General features: G+C 51.6%; 13 protein-coding genes. 9 read left to right on the top strand and 4 right to left on the bottom strand.

Annotated elements, in window-relative coordinates; all coding sequences use genetic code 11:
- Positions 1-201: 201 nt before the first annotated feature.
- The 3 genes from A3193_RS05665 to A3193_RS20000 all read left to right on the top strand — a co-directional run bounded on the left by A3193_RS05665 (position 202) and on the right by A3193_RS20000 (position 2,999).
- On the top strand, positions 202-1,311 hold the full coding sequence (locus tag A3193_RS05665) for a hypothetical protein (protein WP_069014286.1): 1,110 nt from the start codon (positions 202-204) through the stop codon (positions 1,309-1,311).
- A gap of 541 nt (positions 1,312-1,852) precedes the next feature.
- The gene (locus A3193_RS20355) at positions 1,853-2,299 is read left to right on the top strand and encodes a hypothetical protein (protein WP_141694688.1); all 447 of its coding nucleotides are present in this window, start codon (positions 1,853-1,855) and stop codon (positions 2,297-2,299) included.
- A gap of 43 nt (positions 2,300-2,342) precedes the next feature.
- Complete coding sequence (locus A3193_RS20000) at positions 2,343-2,999, top strand: GNAT family N-acetyltransferase (RefSeq protein WP_305782005.1); 657 nt, start codon at positions 2,343-2,345, stop codon at positions 2,997-2,999.
- Here A3193_RS20000 and A3193_RS05680 read toward each other — a convergent pair.
- The gene (locus A3193_RS05680) at positions 2,896-3,762 is read right to left on the bottom strand and encodes a ferredoxin reductase domain-containing protein (protein WP_083218578.1); all 867 of its coding nucleotides are present in this window, start codon (positions 3,760-3,762) and stop codon (positions 2,896-2,898) included. The two genes, A3193_RS20000 and A3193_RS05680, sit on opposite strands and share 104 nt — an antisense overlap.
- A gap of 239 nt (positions 3,763-4,001) precedes the next feature.
- Here A3193_RS05680 and A3193_RS05685 point away from each other — a divergent pair, with 239 nt between their 5' ends.
- On the top strand, positions 4,002-4,976 hold the full coding sequence (locus tag A3193_RS05685; RefSeq protein ID WP_141694590.1) for a glycosyltransferase: 975 nt from the start codon (positions 4,002-4,004) through the stop codon (positions 4,974-4,976).
- A gap of 62 nt (positions 4,977-5,038) precedes the next feature.
- Here the strand turns inward: A3193_RS05685 and A3193_RS05690 are convergent, their stop codons facing one another.
- Positions 5,039-6,310 (bottom strand): TIGR03790 family protein, encoded by a 1,272-nt coding sequence (locus tag A3193_RS05690; RefSeq protein WP_235614908.1) that lies wholly within the window; start codon positions 6,308-6,310, stop codon positions 5,039-5,041.
- Positions 6,311-6,580: 270 nt separating this feature from the next.
- Between A3193_RS05690 and A3193_RS05695 the strand changes: the two genes are divergently transcribed.
- The 5 genes from A3193_RS05695 to A3193_RS05715 all read left to right on the top strand — a co-directional run bounded on the left by A3193_RS05695 (position 6,581) and on the right by A3193_RS05715 (position 11,837).
- The gene (locus A3193_RS05695; RefSeq protein ID WP_069014289.1) at positions 6,581-7,696 is read left to right on the top strand and encodes a ChaN family lipoprotein; all 1,116 of its coding nucleotides are present in this window, start codon (positions 6,581-6,583) and stop codon (positions 7,694-7,696) included.
- Positions 7,697-7,833: 137 nt separating this feature from the next.
- Positions 7,834-9,141: a prephenate-dependent tRNA uridine(34) hydroxylase TrhP gene (gene trhP / locus A3193_RS05700; RefSeq protein WP_069005208.1), complete on the top strand. Its 1,308-nt coding sequence runs from the start codon at positions 7,834-7,836 to the stop codon at positions 9,139-9,141.
- A complete protein-coding gene (locus A3193_RS05705) occupies positions 9,138-10,016 on the top strand; it encodes a polysaccharide deacetylase family protein (protein WP_069005209.1) in 879 nt (292 codons plus the stop codon). Before trhP ends, A3193_RS05705 begins: the two co-directional genes overlap by 4 nt.
- Before the next feature lie 327 nt (positions 10,017-10,343).
- On the top strand, positions 10,344-11,228 hold the full coding sequence (locus A3193_RS05710; protein WP_069005210.1) for an AraC family transcriptional regulator: 885 nt from the start codon (positions 10,344-10,346) through the stop codon (positions 11,226-11,228).
- 168 nt (positions 11,229-11,396) lie between these two features.
- Positions 11,397-11,837: a glutaredoxin family protein gene (locus tag A3193_RS05715; protein WP_139116974.1), complete on the top strand. Its 441-nt coding sequence runs from the start codon at positions 11,397-11,399 to the stop codon at positions 11,835-11,837.
- A gap of 77 nt (positions 11,838-11,914) precedes the next feature.
- On the opposite strand, the gene nadE is transcribed toward A3193_RS05715, so the two are convergent.
- Positions 11,915-12,910: an NAD(+) synthase gene (nadE, locus tag A3193_RS05720; RefSeq protein WP_069005211.1), complete on the bottom strand. Its 996-nt coding sequence runs from the start codon at positions 12,908-12,910 to the stop codon at positions 11,915-11,917.
- Positions 12,911-13,065: 155 nt separating this feature from the next.
- On the bottom strand, positions 13,066-14,607 hold the full coding sequence (locus tag A3193_RS05725; protein ID WP_139116975.1) for a class I adenylate-forming enzyme family protein: 1,542 nt from the start codon (positions 14,605-14,607) through the stop codon (positions 13,066-13,068).

Below are 14,607 nucleotides of genomic sequence, written 5' to 3' on the forward strand. Positions count from 1 at the left end.
AACCATGTTTTAGTTTTTATCCCTTGATGAAGTGGTCGCAAGGGATGAGAATTGTTGATCGAGGTCGCAGGCGCTAGGGTAATCACTAGTGTTAAATGGTGATGTGCAGTTGCTATATTGAGCACACAGAGCAGTTGACATTTTAAACAACTGACTCGGATAGCAATGCCTTGGGACTGACAGTAAAGGGAGTTAATGGTTATGACCGATTCAGCAGGTGGTGTAGGTGGTGGTGATTCAGCCGGTTCTATGGGTGGTGGATCGGATATCGGCGGATCGGATTCCAACTCATCAATGGGCGGAGACCTGTCGGGCGGTGCCTCCCTATCCGACTCCATGACGACCGGTGAACAGCTTGCTGGCAGCCCGACCACAGAAGATGGCCTGAAGGGTTCGCAAACCGCACTGGGCTCGGCTCTCGGGTCTCCGACAACCGCAGAAGCACTAGCAGAACACCAGGCAACACCAACTCAAGCCAAGCCGGCAGAGGTTGACCACAGTAAGATTGATACGGCAGCAAGTATTGCCGGTACACTGACAACGGTCAGCACCTCCACAGTCACTGCAGTGGCCGTCGGCCTAAAACAAAATGTGATCCAGCAACCTGTGGAGCAAGCGATCGGCCGCCTCGAGGCGAGCAAAGATCCGGTGCAAATGACACAAGCCGAGACACTGCGCGAAGCGAACAGGCCTGGCGGTCTGAAGGGGGCGCTGCACCCGGATGCAGTTGAGTATGATGTGGATAAAACCCTGGCTGCCAGAAATCAGGTGCTGAGTGACAAATCAGTCATCGGGAACAAACTGACCAACGATCTCAACAAAGCCTCAAAGAGCATCGATATGGCAGAGTCGGTCGCTAAAAAGGCCGGTATTGTTGGTACAGTTGCTGGGCCTGTCATAGGTTCTATATCGGAAGTGGCCAAACTGGATGAAAATGCAACGACTGCAGAGCAGATAACTGCAGGCATAGTTGGCGCCGTGAAAACCGTAGACAATGCAGTCGTTGGTGGTGTGGTTGGTACAGTCGCAGGTGGGTTAACTTCATATACTGGTCCTGGAGCTGTTGCCACTGGATTAGCTGCTGGTTTTGTGGCAGATGAAATGTATCAAAAGGTGGGCGCTGATAAGCAGTTTGATGATTTTGTCGATAACTCTGTCGCTCCTGTTGTGCAATCCGGGATCGAGGTAGGTCTGGATATCGTCGATTCAACTGTCGAATTCAGCTCACAACTGGTAAACGATATCCAACAAACAGCAAGCGGATATCATAATGATCTGTTTGGTGAAAATGATCGAAGTGTACGGCCTTAAAATGCAGCAATTGATTAGGATTAGCCTGTCTGCAAATGTGATTGGAATGATGTATGAGTCACATCGTTAGAGAGTATTTTGAACGCTTCCGTAAATACCACTATTTAGGGTATCTCAGGCACTACTATAATGCGGCAAGGCATCCCCATCCATTTCGTTTCCTTGCTTTTCTTTTGTTTGGATCCTTGGTCGTTTTCAGCCTGGCAATTTATAGTACCCTGGCCATCGTGAATAATACGTTTGAGGGTAATCCGATCTATTTTTATGGCCTGACTGCATTCATGTATCTGATAGGGTTTGCAGTTGTTCCGACCATCGTGCTCTGGATACAGGGTTATCGACACCGGGAGAAAATACTATCCTCAGAGATTCCGGACAATCTTCCTCAGAATTCGGGTAGTGAGATTTGGTACATACTACTTTTTCTATCTATCTATCAGATTGTAAGAATACTAATTGATTGATAGTTATCAGCGATTGAGAGTCAAAGCAAGCGTCTGGTATCACGGCAGTTCAATTATTAGTCTTATTGGAGTGTAGTATGTGTCAGGTCATTAAAAACTATCTAGAACGTATCCGTCGGTACCACTATTTAGGAGATATCCGACACTACTATCATGCAGCAAGGCATCCCCATCCGTTTCGTTTTCTTGTCTTTATCTTGTTCGGTTCGCTTGTTGTTTTCAGCTTGGCGGTCAGTTGTACCTTTGCCATCATAAATACTACATTTCAGGGTAGTCTGGTCGTATGTTATGGCCTGACCACATTAATGTATTTTATGGGATTTGCTGTTGTTCCAACCATCGTGCTCTGGATACAGGGCTATCGACACAGAGAAAAGATTCTATCCTCAGAGATACCGGACAATCTGCCTCAAAATTCAGGTAAAGAAGTCTGGTATGTTTTGCTGCTTCTTTCTCTCTATCAGAGTATCAATAAAATATTTGAGTGGCAGTCAACAGAAGATGAGTGCCACATTTTCAACTAGGGCCTGTTAACAATAGCAGTCTGAGGAAGAGACTTGGAATAACATGGTAAATCCAATTGAGATTTCCACTCAACGTCTGTTTCTCAGGCAGTGGCGTAGCACGGATCTGGAACCCTTTGCCCAGCTCAATGCCGATCCCGAAGTCATGAGCCATTTTCCAGATACCTTGAGTCGTAAGCAGAGCGATGATTTAGCCCAACGCTGCCAGCAACTGATTCAACAGCGAGGCTGGGGATTCTGGGCGGTCGAGCTCAAGAGTAGCTGTGCATTCATCGGTTTTCTCGGACTTCACATACCCAGAGCTGATCTGCCTTTTTCACCCTGTGTCGAGATCGGTTGGAGACTGGCCCAATCCCACTGGGGAAATGGCTATGCCACAGAGGGGGGCAGGGCCGCTCTGCAGGTGGCTTTCGATCAATTGAGTTTAGAGGAAGTGGTCTCTTTTACCAGCGTGGAAAATCGTCGATCACGACGGGTCATGGAGCGATTGGGGATGGGGGATAGCACCGAGACGTTTGAACATCCGGCGATACCCCCCGGCATCATTTACGACAACATTGTCTCTACCGCATTTCTAAAGCGGCCTGGCAGGTCTCTCAGTGATAGAGCAGTTCCGCCCAGCGGTCCTTCTCGATCAATGACTGCTTCTGCTGATTCCAGGCATCCGCCGATCCAAAGGTCTCCTCCATCACCTTGTTGAAGACCTCGGCGGCTTTCTCCTGGCCACCCAGAAAGACATAGGTATTGGGATCGGTGATCAGTTTTTTACACTCTTCCGCATTGTCGGTCAGGCTGTCCTGCAGGCCCGATTCCACACCGGTCAGGGGTCTGTCGGTCAGCGCGCTGAATGCCTTGAAGGTCTCGTCGTCATAGTATTGACCGAGATCTTTTTTCTCATCGTTCATATAGAGCAGATTCATGCCGCCGTTATCACCGTAGAAGAGGCGTACCTGACCATCCCAGCTGCCGTGCTGATCGTAGATCTGACGGACAAAAGCACGGAACGGGGCAATACCGGTACCGGTACCGATCATCAGGAGATTGCTGCTTTTGTTTGCCGGGATCTTGAAGGGGCTGCGGAATGGACCGGTAATCTTCAGTTTGTCACCGATTTTCGCGTCACAAAGATAGTTGGAGGCAATACCCGGATACTGCTCACCGGAGATCTCATCCAGGTAGAAACAGCGTCTCACCAGGATTTCCAGTTCGAGGGCTTCGCTGTTGCCGGTCTGGATCGGATTGGCAATCGAGTAGCGGCGGTGGTGATATTCATTGCCGAAGGCATGAGGACCTGGGACCAGTACTCCAATGGATTGACCGGCTGCATAGCGAAAGGTCGGGTCGTCGATCTGCAATACCAGTTGGCGGACCTCGTCCGCTGATTCGGGGCTGATTCTGGTGCTCGATTTGATGACAGCATCACAACTGCTTTCCAGATGCATATCGTCTGTGCTTTCAGGCATTTTCACTCTCTCAGAATTCTAGGTTTATCAATGGATTAGGTTGTATTGGTATTGTCTCAGACTAGCATTATAGTTGTAATAATCGCCGCTCTCCAGTGCTTCAGCATTGGTTTTTTAAACTTCATCTATTTATAAGCCCAGTAAGCAAATCGGCAAGCAAAAGCCTGCTAACTGAGTGAAATCCTTGCACCAGAAATTCCAATGTGACTCAGCTTACCAAGATCAGCGATAATAGTCTGATGTCTGAATCTTCTGCTTCAAAAATAGTCGCTGTCACGGTTACCTTCAATATCGATCATAGTTTCGAAGCGTCGCTGCAGAGCTACCTGTTGCAGCTCGCCTTGGTGGTGATTGTCGATAACAGTACCGAGACGGATGCGCAAAACCGGGTCAATGCGATTGCACAAGCTCACCCAGAGCAGATTATTCTGATTCAGAATGGGCACAATCTGGGGTTGGCGAAAGCGCAGAACCTGGGGATAAGACGTGCACTTGACGAGGATGCTGACTGGGTGCTGCTGATGGACGATGACAGCAGTGCCGATCCACAAATGGTTGAGCAACTCGTTCGTGCAAGCCAGGATTATCAAACCGGTCCTGGTACCGGGATTGTTGTTCCCAAATACCTGGAACAGAGTGTTAACAGAGAGGCTCTGTTTGTCACGGCCCCTGGTGGAAAATACCATTGGCCCAGGTTTGCCAAGGTCGGATTTACCGGCCAGCCTGTGTTGCAGAACATCTTCATTGCCATCAGTTCCGGCAGCCTGATCAAGGCGAAACTGTTTGATGAGATCGGTATGATCCGGGAGTCCTTCGACATCGACTATCTGGATGTGGATTTCTGTCTGAGAGCCATTGAGGCTGGATACAGAATCGTTGCCGTCCGGGATGCTGTATTGCGGCACAATCTTGGAGAACAGACCAAACACCACTTCCTCGGCCGACATTTCTTTGCCTGGAACCACTCTGCCAGACGCCGCTTTACCATCTATCGCAACCGCACCCGTATCTGGCGGGAGCACCTGTTTCGCTTTCCGGGCTTTGTTTTGTTCGATTTCATGGCCGCACTGATGGATCTGTTCAGAATCGTTATGTTTGAACAACAGAAATCAGCAAAACTCAAGTCAGTGCTGAAGGGCGTGGGGCTGGGTCTGTTTGGCTCGGGATTGAGAAAACAGGCTATCAATTCCTCTGCCAACACAGCATCGGATTGAGCGACTGTTTCGTCACCGGATCAATGAGGCTAAGGATCCGGTTGATCGATCATAGATTTGAGTTACAGAGACTCAATCCGGTAGTAGCCCGGCTCTCCACCTGACAGATTAAACTGCTGCTGATGGGGCTTGACCCGGAAACGCTGAATTTGCCGAAACGGCCCGATCGGTGTGGTTGAGTGGCTCAGCCGATAGAGACCGGCTGTGAGGTTTCTGGTGATGAGCCGGGTACCGGTTGCGCTTTTGTTGAAAACAACCTTATCGTATGGTGCAGCCAGGGGCTCGCCGATGAACAAGCCTTCCCCGGGTTGTTGAACGCTTCGCCAATAGGCCTCCAGCAGGGTCTGACCATGACTGTAGTGCTCCATCACCAGTCGGGGATTGGGGAATTTGCCCAGATGATTGCAGGGCTCTACCACCGTACCAAAACTGCCAGTGGCACCCGCCTCCAGCCAACGCAGAGCGCTCATCTGCTTACTGCCGCTGAGTACGCCGCCCGTGGAGGTGAGATGGTCGGCAATGGCGCCCGGCAGAAACGTCAGGGTCTCCAGCCCATCGATATGGGTACGACCGGTAAAATAGAACAGCACATCCTTGCGGTCACGCAGAGTGTTGCCTCTTAACACCACGGTATCGATCCAGTTGTGCATCAGACGGCGGGTCATCAGATAATCCTTGGCCCTGACATTGCGTTGTTTGTCCTGGGTGCTCATCAGATAGGCCGTCCCCTCAGGGAGGGTTCCATCGGCAGCGATGCCCCGTTCGATCAGGGCTTTGGCTTCGGCAAAGCTGTTAGCGGCAATACTGATACTGGGGCGAATCGAAAGGTCGTTATAGGGAGTCACCCCCCGGTAGTCGTAGTAGGGGCTGTGTCGGGTCGAGGCGCAGGTGTGATCTGAGCACCAAGCCTTGTCATAGCCGAAGGTGAGTGCGGATGTAACCGACATGCAGCCGACCCGGAAGGGAGCAATCCAGGTGATGGCGTAGGCCTGGATGTTCTGTGGTGTGATTTTCAGCAGCTTTTGCCGGATCTGTTGGAATTGCTGTGGCGGGAGATTTTTCTTTCCGGGCTTGAAGCTGACATGCAGCAGGTTGGCGGCAGGGATGCCCCGGGCCTCTACATAGTAGTTGCCGATGCGCTGGCTGAGGGGATCCTGATCGTTGACAACCACAGCCAGCTGTTCTGCTGTTAGGCGCTGTCTGGGCAGATCAATCTCGAGTATTTCCGCCGACAGGCCGAGCGACAGGGAGAGCAGCAGGAAAAACCCGACCAGATTCCATGTTGAATAATTTGCGTCGAAACCTATATCCATAACAAACTGACTTTTTTCCATAGATGAGTGTGACTTACATAAGCGAATCAGGGCTGGGCCAAATCCTCTGAAGCTGCCTTTAGCGGGGTAGGGGTATGAAACGTATTGTTCATTTATTGGTCATATCCCCATATTTTCCCAACTACTTTGCTATGATTGGGCGATTCGTCTGAACCGGGCACGAGTTGTACTGGAGCAGCAGTAGGATAGAATCCTCTGAGGCGCAACATTGTTCAACTGAAAAAGTGGTTTGACAACAATTTAAACAGCCTTCTGCTGCCGGAGATCATCGTGCTGCGTAACTATCTGTTTTTCATTCTTCTCACTGGCCTGGTGACAGGATCCCTGGCCGGGGAGAAACACCAGGATTCTGTTGTCGATATGTCCGCTCTGATCGATGTCTCCGGACTGATTGAAAAAGTCTCGGATAAACGTGTGGTATATGTGGGTGAAACCCACGACCAGTATCAGCACCATCTCAACCAGCTGGCGATCATCAAGGGCCTGCATGCCAAGCATTCAGACCTGGCTATCGGCCTGGAGTTCTTTTTTCAACCCTACCAGAACGTGTTGGACCAATATATCGCCGGAGAGATTGACGAAGCCGGTCTGATCCGCGGCACAGACTATTTCAATCGCTGGCGCTTCGACTATCGGCTCTATCGTCCGATATTCAGCTTTGCAAGAGAGCACGGGATTCCCATGATTGCACTCAATCTGGAGCGTGAAATCACAGACCAGGTGAGCCGGGAGGGGATCGAGAGTCTGAGCCCTGAGCAGCAGGCCAGACTGCCGGCTGAGATCGCCCGGGATAACGAGAGCTATCGTGAACGTCTGCAAACCATCTATGAGGCACACCCACATCGGGAAGGGCGGGACTTTGAACGTTTTCTCGACGTCCAGCTGTTGTGGGATGAATCGATGGCGGAACGAGCGGCTGAGTGGATCGAGGAAAATCCTCAGGGCCATCTGGTGATTCTGGCCGGGGCTGGGCATCTGATCTATGGGGATGGCATCCCAAGCCGTCTGTCACGTCGGGTCGATGCGAGTCAGGCGATTGTACTGAATGTGAATTCAGTCCCCGAGCTGAATCCTGAGCTGGCGGATTATCTGATTCTGGCCGATCAACATAAGCTGCCGCCCAGTGGTAAACTGGGGGTATTCCTGGATGTGGAGAGTTCACCGCCCAGTGTCAATGGATTCGTTGAGAACAGCGGTGCCGCGGAAGCCGGTATCAAAGAGAAAGACCTTCTGGTATCCGTTGATGATCAACCGATTGAGAGCTATGCGGATCTGCGCATTGCCCTGATGGACCGGGAGGTCGGTGAGGTCGTCAAATTGTCAGTCAAAAGGGAGCGGCTGATTCTGGGCACCATTGTAGAGACCTATCAAGTCACACTGCGCTGAGGAGTCACTGAACCGGTCATGAGCCGACCTGTTGATGCCACAATGCACCGCTCAAACCCCATCAGTCGTCAGATTCTGATTGTCACTCTGTTCGCCCTGGACCTGTTCACAAATTCTTTAAGCTGATCAAACCAATTATGGCTAAACAACCAGAACTGCTGGCACCAGCCGGCACCCTTAAAAACGCCCGTTATGCTTTTGCCTATGGCGCTGATGCGGTCTATGCAGGTTTGCCTCGATACAGCCTGCGGGTCAGAAACAACGATTTTCTGGAGCAAAACCTGGCCACCGGGATTGCCGAGGCGCATGCATTGCAGCGCCTATTCTATCTGGCCTGCAATGTGATGCCCCACAATGCCAAGCTGAAGACCTTCATCAAGGATCTAGAACCGATCATCGCCATGGGTCCGGATGCCTTGATCATGTCAGATCCCGGCTTGATTCTGATGGTCCGGGAGCGTTGGCCGGAGATGCCGATTCACCTTTCGGTGCAGGCGAATACAGTGAATGGGGAGGCGGTACGATTCTGGCAGCAGCAGGGGGTGAGCCGGGTGATCCTCTCCCGGGAGCTGTCACTGGATGAAGTGGCCGAGGTTCGTCAACACTGTCCGGATATGGAGCTGGAGGTGTTTATCCACGGCGCGCTCTGTATCGCCTACTCAGGGCGCTGTCTGCTGTCGGGCTACTTCAATCATCGTGATGCCAATCAGGGAACCTGCACCAACAGCTGCCGCTGGGATTACAAGCTCTCCCAGCCGGTCGCCGGACCTGAACTCAGCACCGGACCGGCCGACGTGACCAGACACAACGACGCTGATCAGGTCTACTATCTGGAGGAGGGAGGACGTCCCGGGGAACAGATGCCGGTGTTCGAGGATGAGCATGGCACCTATATCATGAATTCAAAGGATCTGCGTGCCGTTGAGCATGTGGCCAGGCTGGTGGAGATCGGTGTCGATTGTCTTAAGATCGAGGGTCGCACCAAATCCCATTACTACACGGCCCGTACCACCCAGGTCTATCGCAAGGCAATCGATGATGCGGTGGCGGGACGCCCGTTTCAACCTGCATTGATGGCGGATCTGGAGAGCCTGGCCAATCGGGGATACACCGATGGATTCTACCAGAGGCACGAGTCTGATGAGCTGCAGAACTACCGATTCGGCAGTTCCCAGACTGAGCGACAGCAGTTTGTCGGGGAGATAACAGGCATCGATCTGGAGAGTGGTCTGGTGGAAATGGATGTTAAAAACAAAATCCGTGTCGGAGACCGGCTTGAGCTGATGACACCCGATGGTAACCGGGATTTCGTGCTGGAGAGAATGGAAGACAGACATGGCAACCAGATGCATGAAGCGCCTGGTGGGGGTTATCAGGTACGGGTTAAGTTACCTGCCGAAGCGGTGACCAACGGGCTGCTCTGCCGATATTTAGAATCCGTATGAAGCTTGGGCTGAGGATTGCGGTCAACACACTGGTTGGCGCGGTTCAGGGTGTACCCGCTCTGCTCGAGCTGTTCGATCAGTACCAGGTCAAGGCCAGTTTCTTCTTTGCCACAGGTCCGGATAAAAGCGGCCGGCTGATCAATCGGAGCCAGCAGCCCTGGTATCCACATCTACCTCTGAGCTCACGCCTCTACGGTTTGCTGCTAAAGCCACCTCAGATTGTCGATGAGGCCGGGGAGCGGATGCGCGCAGTGGCTGCTGCAGGTCATGAGACAGGCATCCTTTGTCATGATCGTGGCCGTTGGTTGGCGGGGTTGGCCCATGCCGATGAAGCCTGGACCCGCAGTGAATTGCTGATGGCTGTCGACAGTTACGCTGAGCTGTTTGGTGATCGGCCAAAATGCATGGCGTCCGCCGGCTGGCAAACCAACCCCTATCTGCTGCGCCTGCAACAGGAGCTCGGCTTCGATTATGCCAGCGATGTCAGGGGCAAGAGTGCTTTTTTACCGCAGCTACAGGATATTGAATCCAGCTGCCCGCAACTGCCAACCACACTGCCTACGATCAGTGAGCTACTCAAACAGGGGGGAGATATCAAGCTGCAGAATGTGCATGAGTATCTCTATGCGGAGAGCCAGCATATTCTGCCTCATGGACATATCTATGCCTGTGATGCGGAGGTGGAGGGGATCATCCACCTTGATGTTCTTGAGAAGCTGTTGGTGATGTGGCGCAATCTGGATGAGGGGATTCAGCCTTTGCATAACTTTCTGGATGAACACAACAGAGCACAGCTCAACAGGCACCTGATCGGTTGGTCAGATGAGATGACAGGGGAGGTCTACCAGGCGACCCAGAGTCTTAAGCAAATATGAACGAGTCTACCCCCATCTCCCCTTGTGGGAGAGGGGCCGGGGGAGAGGGGGATAACAATCAACGATATATTTCTCAGTAGTCAGTTGTTTAAAGCTGGATGAGTTAGATAACGTTAAAATTCAACATGGTGAAACGCTACGCGTACACCCTCTCCCCAAACCCTCTCCCGTAAAGGGAGAGGGGCTAAGCAGGAATTCTGTATCCACGTTAAGAGTGTTTGTTTGTAACACTTTTTCTCAGAAACACGATCACCTCTCTCATCAACCCTGAAAACCGCAAACATTATCAGACCGGATTGATTACGCTGAATCACAGGAGGTAACAACATGAAGAAGACAACAGCAGAGAACTACCGGCAACGGGTTATCCGGGTGATCGAATATATCCACGACCACCTGGATGATGATCTCAATATCAACCTGCTGGCGGATGTCGCCTTCATGTCACCCTACCATTTTCACCGCATCTATCGGGAAATGGCCAGGGAGACCCTGAATGCAACCATCCGGCGTCTGCGCCTCCAACGTGCGGCTGTTGAATTAATCAGTTCAACCAAGCCGATTCTCCGCATAGCCACTTCCGCCACCTACGGCAGCCCTGAAGCTTTCACCCGTGCGTTCACAAATCAGTTCGGTGAAACACCCACCGAGTACAGAAGTGCAAGACGTCACAGTAAGGCGAACGAACCCTTTGTGGCTATGCTGCCAACTGCGAGAGAGGAGTATCGTGACATGTACAATGTTGAAATTGTTGATTTCAAACCGGTCAATCTGATTGGTTATTCCCATCAGGGTGACTACATGGAGATAGGCAGAACTTTTGAAAAGTTGTTTGTCTATGCCTCCAGCCACAATCTGTTAAGTGACAGCACACGTTCAATCGGTCTCTATTTTGATGATCCGAAGAGTGTGGAGTCAAAACAGCTTAGGGCGTTTGCCGCCATTTCAGTTGCTGATCAGATGGATCTGCCGGAAACTGGTGAAGTGCCCGAATCGAATCGGATTCCGGGTGGGACTTGTGTGAGCCTGCTGTTCAAAGGATCCTATGCAGAGCTGGAGAAACCCTATGACTGGCTGTTTGGTCACTGGCTGCCACAAAGTGGCTACGAGGCGGCAGACTTTCCACCCTTTGAAGAGTATCTTAATGATCCAAAGGATACGCCACCCAATGAGTTGTTGACGCGTATCAACTGCATCGTTACCCGCGCTTGAGGTTGCGTCTGATCCGAAGATCTCAAAACAGTGCAGAGTGAAGGTCAAAGATGGTGCGGTCTAACCGCATCATGTCGCTAAGGTAATTCAAGTCCTAAACCAAAGATCTATTGCTTATGGCCGCTAATTCGCCAAGATAGTGGTTAATTCCAATAGGTCATCATGTATATGAAGTCAGCCAAGATAAACTGGATTTTACTTCCCGTTCTGCTGTTGTCAGTTGCAGCCGTTGAAGCGGAGATATTCAAGTGGACCGATGAGCATGGAAAGGTACATTTCTCCGATAAACAACCAGCCGATGCTGAAGCCAGTGAAGTTAAGCTGAAGATCAATACCATCAAAAGTGTCAGCTTTGACAGCTCAATTTTCAATTTTGGAAAGAAGGTGGTGATCTACAGTACGGAATGGTGTAGCTATTGTGAGAGAGCCAAACGATATTTCAAGCGGAAAAAGATCAAATATACCGAATACGATATTGAAAAGAGTAGCAAGGCAAGAAGGCAGTATAAAAAGATGGGTGCAACCGGTGTGCCGGTTATTCTGGTCGGTAAACGACGGATGAATGGATTCAGTGAAGCTGGCTTTGAGAAGGTCTATAACAACCCATAGCCAATGTTGCTGTGTAACTGAGGATGGGCAGGCTCAAACAAGCCAATACCCATCCTTTATTAAACGCCTGACAGCTATTACAGATCCAACTCTGCGATTGGATCGATCAAATAGGGCTTGGCATGCAGGTAGTGGGTGGTCTTGCGTTTATTATCGATGTCCTGCTTGACGAATTTCGCCTGATCTTCGCTGATCCCCAACATTTCGGCCAGCTCCTCCGCTGTGGCCCCATGGTTATGTGCCCACAATGCCTTATCCATCTCCTGGTAGGGTAGGGCGAAGTAGAATTCATCCTGGCCCTGGGGCAGGCTGTAGGTGTCGGTGGTTGGAATTGCATCGCAGATCGAGTCCGGCAGTCCCAGGTGTTTCGCCAGGGCATAGACCTGGGTTTTGTAGAGATGGGCGATCGGTTTCACATCGGCCGAGCCATCACCGTTCTTGACGAAAAAGCCCTGGTCATATTCGAGCCGGTTGGGGGTACCGACCACTGCATAGTTCAATCGGTCTGCGTGATAGTATTCGATGGTTTTACGAATACGCTGTTTGTAGTTGGTGGCGGCGACGATCTGCAGATACTCGCGAAGATCCAGACGCTTCTCCTGCAGATTGCCTGACGGATCCTGTACCACCAGCATGAAATGGTTGACCTGGCCATCGATGCCGCCTTTGATCACAATCTTGTTTTTCCAGCCATCCGTATATTCCGGAAAGGTCTTTTTGATTGCTTCGTCACGTGCATCGTAACAGCCGATCGCCTCCAGGGTGGCTGCGATGTTGTGTTGGGTGCTCTCAACACCAAGGTGCTCGATCAGCTGGCTGCTTCTGGATTGGGTGTCTTCGGCGGAATCCATCTCGGGAAGTTGCATGAAGAAACACTTCTTTGGGCCAATCGCCCGTACGGCCAGCGCTGCGGAGACTGAGCTGTCGATGCCGCCGGAAACGGCCACCACCAGACCACGCTTTCTGAGTTTACTGCGCAGTAGTTCACGTATGGTTTGGCAGATATGCTCCGCGGCTTGTTCACGGTCGAAATTGAGAACCTCGGCTTCGTACCGCTCTGAAAAGGATTGCATGCTGTTTCTCCCCTTGATTCTGTTTTTGCCTATCCGCTATGCGACTGACAGCGCTACAGGTTAGGTTATGCTAATTTCCAATTGCGTAAAAATTCAAGTTGCCGGTTGTCGGTGTCTCTACCGGCTGCCCAAACTCCTGGGCGTCTGCTGCCTGTTTACGATTTCTCTTTAGATTGCAGCTGAAATTTCTGGATCTTTCCCGAGGCTGTTTTCGGGAGCTCTGAAATAAACTCAATGCTCTTTGGGATCTTATAGATAGCGAGGTTCTGCTTGCAGTGTCGCTGAATCGCTTTTTTGTCTGTCTGCTGGTCGCCCTTGGGAACGATGAATGCCTTGATGATCTCACCCAGCATCTCATCCGGTACCCCAACAACGGCGACTTCCATGACACAGTCGAGCTCCTGTATCACCTCTTCAATCTCTTTTGGACTGATGCGGTTGGCGCCACTCTTGATCATGTCGGAAGAGCGGCCGTCGATGTAGAGATAGCCATCCTCATCGGTATGCGCCAGATCGCCGGTATAGAGCCAGCCGTCCTTCAATACCTGGGCACTCTTTTCCGTATCGCGCCAATAGCCCTGCATGATGTTTTCACCGGAAGCACAGATCTCGCCTGTCACCCCTGGTGGGTTTACCTTGCCCTGTTTGTCGCGCACCTCGATCCTGGTATCGGGTATGGCGATGCCGATCGACCCCCGTTTTTCACAGATCTGTGCAGGCGGCAGATAGGTAAGGCGCGCACTCGCCTCGGTCTGACCATACATGATGAAGATCTCGGTTTTGGGCAATGCGGCCAGCAGCTTATCGGTGAGTGCCGGGGCCATGGCGCCACCGGCCTGGGTCAGGTATCTCAGATTACTGAGATCATAGTCACTCAGGTTGACCCGACCGAGCAGCAGGGCAAAGGTGGACGGTACCCCGGAAAAGCCGCTTACAGCTTCGTTTGCAATACGCTCCACGACCCGGTGTGGATAGACCAGGTTGTTCTCCAGAATCAGCGATCCACCCACCGCAAGATGGGTATGCAGCACTGAGTTGCCGTAGGAGTAGTAGAAGGGCAATACGTTGAGAATACTGTCCTCGCTGCTCAACTGCAGATATTTCTGGATGGATTCGATATTGGCGCTGAGATTGGCGTGACTGAGCGTCACCCCTTTGGGGCTGCCAGTGGTTCCGGAGGTGTAGATGATCGAGGCCAGATCAGATGGTGAGAGTGCCATCTCCGGCATGGCTCTGCGGGTTTGGGTAATTGTCGTCCAGGGCGTATGGCTCTGTGTCGATTGTGCCGGTTTCGACGCTCCAACACCGACAAGTTCAACGCCCTGGTCGAGCTTGTTGATGATCTCGCTTAGTTCACCATGCCCCTGATCGATAAACAGCCATTTGGCATTGGAGTGACCGGTCCAATTGAGGATATCCCGGGCTTTGGCCTGGGTATTGAGCGCCACTGTGACGCCGCCAGCCGCCCAGATACCGTAGAATATGGCTGCATAATTTGCCGAATTGGTGACCACCATGGCCACCCTGTCACCCTTGTTCAGGCCGGATTCGGCCAGATAACCGGCAACCTGGGAAATACGCTCCAGAAGCTGACGGTAGCTGTATTGCCCGGAGGCATCCGCAATCGCAAGCTTTTCCGGGTAGCTTTCTGCGATCGTCTTGAAACGATCGATCAGTGGCAATGCAGCAGTTGTCAC

It is taken from the genome of Candidatus Thiodiazotropha endoloripes, assembly GCF_001708965.1.
Classification (GTDB): domain Bacteria; phylum Pseudomonadota; class Gammaproteobacteria; order Chromatiales; family Chromatiaceae; genus Thiodiazotropha; species Thiodiazotropha endoloripes.